The organism is Chamaesiphon sp., assembly GCF_041737865.1.
Classification (GTDB): domain Bacteria; phylum Cyanobacteriota; class Cyanobacteriia; order Cyanobacteriales; family Chamaesiphonaceae; genus Chamaesiphon.
Genome location: NZ_JBGSQZ010000204.1, coordinates 1 through 4,267, shown reverse-complemented (window position 1 = coordinate 4,267; position 4,267 = coordinate 1). Strand labels below are relative to the sequence as shown.

Annotated in this window: 4 protein-coding genes; 1 reads left to right on the top strand and 3 read right to left on the bottom strand. The window is 44.8% G+C overall.

The annotated features are described in order from the left end of the window. Window positions 1-100: 100 nt before the first annotated feature. Window positions 101-403, bottom strand: a complete 303-nt coding sequence (locus ACEW9J_RS15380) for a hypothetical protein (RefSeq protein ID WP_373545993.1) — start codon at window positions 401-403, stop codon at window positions 101-103. A 246-nt stretch (window positions 404-649) separates the two neighbouring features. Here ACEW9J_RS15380 and ACEW9J_RS15375 point away from each other — a divergent pair, with 246 nt between their 5' ends. Then, window positions 650-1,891 carry a PQQ-dependent sugar dehydrogenase gene (locus ACEW9J_RS15375; protein ID WP_373545992.1) on the top strand — a complete coding sequence of 414 codons (1,242 nt, stop codon included), beginning with the start codon at window positions 650-652 and terminating at the stop codon, window positions 1,889-1,891. Window positions 1,892-2,207: 316 nt separating this feature from the next. Here ACEW9J_RS15375 and ACEW9J_RS15370 read toward each other — a convergent pair whose 3' ends face one another. Further along, the gene (locus tag ACEW9J_RS15370; protein WP_373545991.1) at window positions 2,208-3,146 is read right to left on the bottom strand and encodes a toll/interleukin-1 receptor domain-containing protein; all 939 of its coding nucleotides are present in this window, start codon (window positions 3,144-3,146) and stop codon (window positions 2,208-2,210) included. 260 nt (window positions 3,147-3,406) lie between these two features. Further along, a partial coding sequence (locus tag ACEW9J_RS15365) for an aminotransferase class V-fold PLP-dependent enzyme (protein ID WP_373545990.1) occupies window positions 3,407-4,267 on the bottom strand: 861 nt, incomplete at its 5' end.

Below are 4,267 nucleotides of genomic sequence, written 5' to 3'. Positions count from 1 at the left end.
CGATCTTATCACTGTCTCGATAATTCAAATGTAGTATTAGCTTGGACTTGTTTTAGTCTTTTTGCTTGCGTATTCATTTTTAAATGAGTAACAAATAAGACTAAGTATTTGTCGTGAAAATTGAAGTGCGGAATGTGGGTTCTAAAATATCATAAAGAATCGTGACATTTTCGCGTGCTGTCCACAACAAGCTTTCCCATTCTTGCCGATCGAAGAACTTGACTGCTTTCTCAAGCTGCTGAGATTCTCCTGCTAATAATCTTTGCGATTCCTGCGCTATGACTCGAACAGTCTCATCGTCAAGTAGCTTTGGGAGCCGGACACATCCATACTTTACAAATTCAGAGGTCAGATCGGCGACATTCACGACCTCACCTATTCGATCCTGTTCGACTGCCTTCAAAATTTACTTCTCCAGTGTAACTTGCAGGAAAAAATACAAAACTACTATAATTATACATAAATTACTTATGTAAGACAAATTGCTACAAAAATTAGGATCGAGATCGAAGGTTGAGTTTCCCAACTTTCCCCAGTTAGTTCGGACTCGATCGGGCGGATGCTTATCGATCGGTTAATCGGGAGATGATAACCACAATTAGATCCGTCAAAATAAAGCTAGTGCATTGCATTTGCTTAGGCTTTATTTATGCTCAGACTAGTTCTTCTGAAACTGCGGTTGCCTTTATCTAGTTTATTGTGTGTTTTCGCGATCGCGATTGGTGCCTGTTCGTCCAACGAGCGGGCTGATTCAGCTTTAGATACTACTTCATCTCCAACCGATGCTACCCCTACCCCTAGGGTAAAATCGGCACAGTCTCAGGCATTTGCGGCTACTAATCCCAAGTCCTTTAAAGTCGAAACTGTGACTGAGGGCTTGGAAGTACCGTGGGGGATGGAGTTTTTACCAGATCGATCTATCCTAGTCACCGAACGCCCCGGTCGATTGCGGATTATTCGTGGGGGTAAACTCGATCCTACGCCTATTGCTGGATTGCCGACTATTGCCGCTAGTGGTGAAGGCGGCTTGATGGATCTGGCACTACACCCCAAGTTTAGTCAAAATCGCTGGCTGTATCTAGCGTACACGATCGAAGGAAATGGCGGTCTGCTCCAAACTCGTGTCTCTAGATTTCGGCTCACAGACACAGGATTGACCGAAAAACTCGATATTTTCCCAGGCGTTCCAGGGACAGCAGCGGGGAATCATTTTGGGTCGCGGTTGGCATTTGGGCAAGATGGCAAGCTCTACATCACCTTGGGAGAGCGGGGCGAACCAAAACGCGCCCAAGACCTCAATAATCTCAATGGTAAAACGCTACGGCTTAATGACGATGGTACTGTGCCCAAAGATAATCCCTACGTCGGACGCAGTGATGCCCGTCCCGAAATCTTTTCATTCGGACACCGCAATGCTCAAGGTATCGCCATTCAGCCCAAAACTGGCGCGATCTTTCAAACCGAGCATGGCCCCTCTGGCTATGATGGTCGTCAAGGCGGCGATGAGGTCAATGTCGTAGAGGCGGGAAAAAATTACGGCTGGCCGAATATCAGTTACCAGCGCAAAGCTCCAGGACAATTACCGCCGCTATTACTCTATCAAGATGCGATCGCACCTGCGGGCGCAACATTTTATACTGGGAATGTTTTTCCCCAATGGCAGGGTAATTTCTTTTTTACCAATTTGCGCGGTAGATCTTTGATTCGCGTCGCGCTCGATGGGATTAAAGTTGTCGGACAGGAAAAGTTATTGCAGCAGCAATATGGACGGCTGCGAGATGTGAAGCAGGGGCCAGATGGATTTTTATATATTGCGACTTCTGATAATGATGGCTATGGTGATGGTCGCACAGGTGGCGATCGGATTATTCGGCTAGTGCCAAATTCATAATACAGGTCAACTGTAGCGGAGTTGCGGCAATACAACGAGCGGATCTACTGAAGATCGATACTTTGCTGGCAAATCATAGCAGTCGCCAAGACGGTTAGGACATTTTGTGACGCTAGATCCCCGACTTCTCAAAGAAGTCGGGGATCTGATATGTCCTAACAAGCTTGGCTACTGCTATAAGTCCTGAATATTGGCGATCGGATCGAAGTATCGATCGAGAATATAACCAGTTGTATTCTAACGACCCAGTTCACCCGCCGCGAGTAGCCTTTCGGACTCAACGAAGAGATTCTGCGGTCGGTGTGCAACGGGATTGTTAGCTGTTTTGCTTAAAAGAAGTAAAATCAGAACTGCCATTAGTCTGAATGACATAATCAAAAGTTACCTCATCAAATTCGGCACCACGAGTATCGTCTTTTACGGCCAAAATTTTAATAGCTGCAAAAAACCCATTAGCATTCTGTAACAAAGCGATTTGGTTGATATTCGGTCGCCTAACTCTGGATGAACCATCATAGAATCTCGCGTCATCTATGGTGGCTATATCATTCTTATCTTTAACAATTGCAACAGTTCTTATACTGACGGGGTCACTATACAGTTGAATACACCTATCACTTGATTTAGAAAAGGCTAATTCAAACCCAAGCTCATCTTGACCGATAAAAAAACGGCCATTATTGTTAGAGTAATCAAAAGTTACTGTGCCTTTTATTGCTGGAGAAACACACTTCTCAGAGTCTGGAATAAACTTCTGTTCAGCAAAGCTTTTTGCAGTTTTGAATGGATTCTTTTCAATTGGGGGAATTGGTAGCACTGGCTCATCCAACAGCTCTCGTAAAAGTTCTTCATATTTGCTTTCATATAAGTTGCCATCCTCAAAGCTAACATAAAGCCTTCCGCCTAAAAATGTTGGTACTTTTTTTTGTTTAGGATTATTTCTTATAACTGGAACAACCCAGTTTGTGTTTAGATTTGCTAGCAGTTCAGCAGTTATAATTTGTTTTTCATAACCAACTCCACCTTGGCCATCATTAGCTTTGTTGACATATGTTTCGGAGCAAATGCTAACTACCCGATTGGATGCCGAAAGGCCTCTTTCCATAAAAGCAGCTAAATCTTGTCCCAATTTTAAATTCCATCGATCCAGTAATACATCGACGCCATTCGATCGCAATCTTGTGGCAATTTGTAAGACCCAATCTTTGTGTGATTCACTGTCGTGTGAATAGGATATAAATACGGTGGGTTCCATTTCTCTTCTCTTAAATCAAATTTCGATACTCAATACTGCTAGCTATTTATTCTACGGAAACTTTCTGTCTATTCCCTGAAAGTTGGGGTGATATTCACAAAAATATCGGCATAAAGCCTGATGTTCTGTCGATATTTTCTGAATATCACCCCAACTTGGGATATTATCTGGAACTAAAATTGTGACGATAGAACCACACATAAAACGATTAGATCGAGTCAGCAGATCGTTGAATAGAGCAGAGCGATCGCCATCTTCAACTAGTTAATAACTTGTTTCAACGCTGAAATTAATCGATCGACACTATCTTGACGACTGTTATACCCCATCAAACCCACTCGCCAAACTTTCCCAGCAAGTTCGCCCAAACCACCACCGATTTCGATATTGTGCTCGGTGAGTAGTTGCTTGGCGACAGCTTTACCATCGACACCAGCAGGGATGCAGACAGTAGTGAGAGTTGGTAATCGATACTGTTTTTCGACGTGCATATTCAGCCCGATCGATTCTAAACTAGACCAGAGATACTCGACATTTGCTTGATGTCGCGCCCAACTCTTGTCGATACCTTCCTCCGCAACTAAGCGCAGTGCTTCGCGCAAACCGTAGTAGAGATTAATCGGTGCGGTATGGTGATAGACGCGCTCTGCACCCCAATATTTTCCCAACAGCAGCATATCCAGATACCAATTAGGCACCTTTGTCTGTCTGGCTAATAACTTCTCCATCGCGCGTGGACTCATCGTAAATGGTGATGCCCCTGGAGCGCAGCCCAAGCCCTTCTGAGAGCAACTATAAGCCAGATCTACCCCCCAATCATCGAGATGGATTGGCACCCCACCCAGGCTAGTTACAGTGTCGAGTAGCAGCAAACAGTCATACTCACGACATAATTCGCCCACGCCTTCGATCGGTTGGCGACAGCCTGTAGATGTTTCGGCATGAACTAGCCCCAAAATTTTCGGACGGTGGGTAGCCATTGCCGTGCGGAGTTCATCGAGGGAGAAATTTTGACCCCAGGGTTTAGCGATCGTGCGGACATCTGCACCATAACGTCCCGCCATATCTACCAATCTATTCCCAAAATATCCCGCTACCCCAATCAGCATCACATCCCCAGG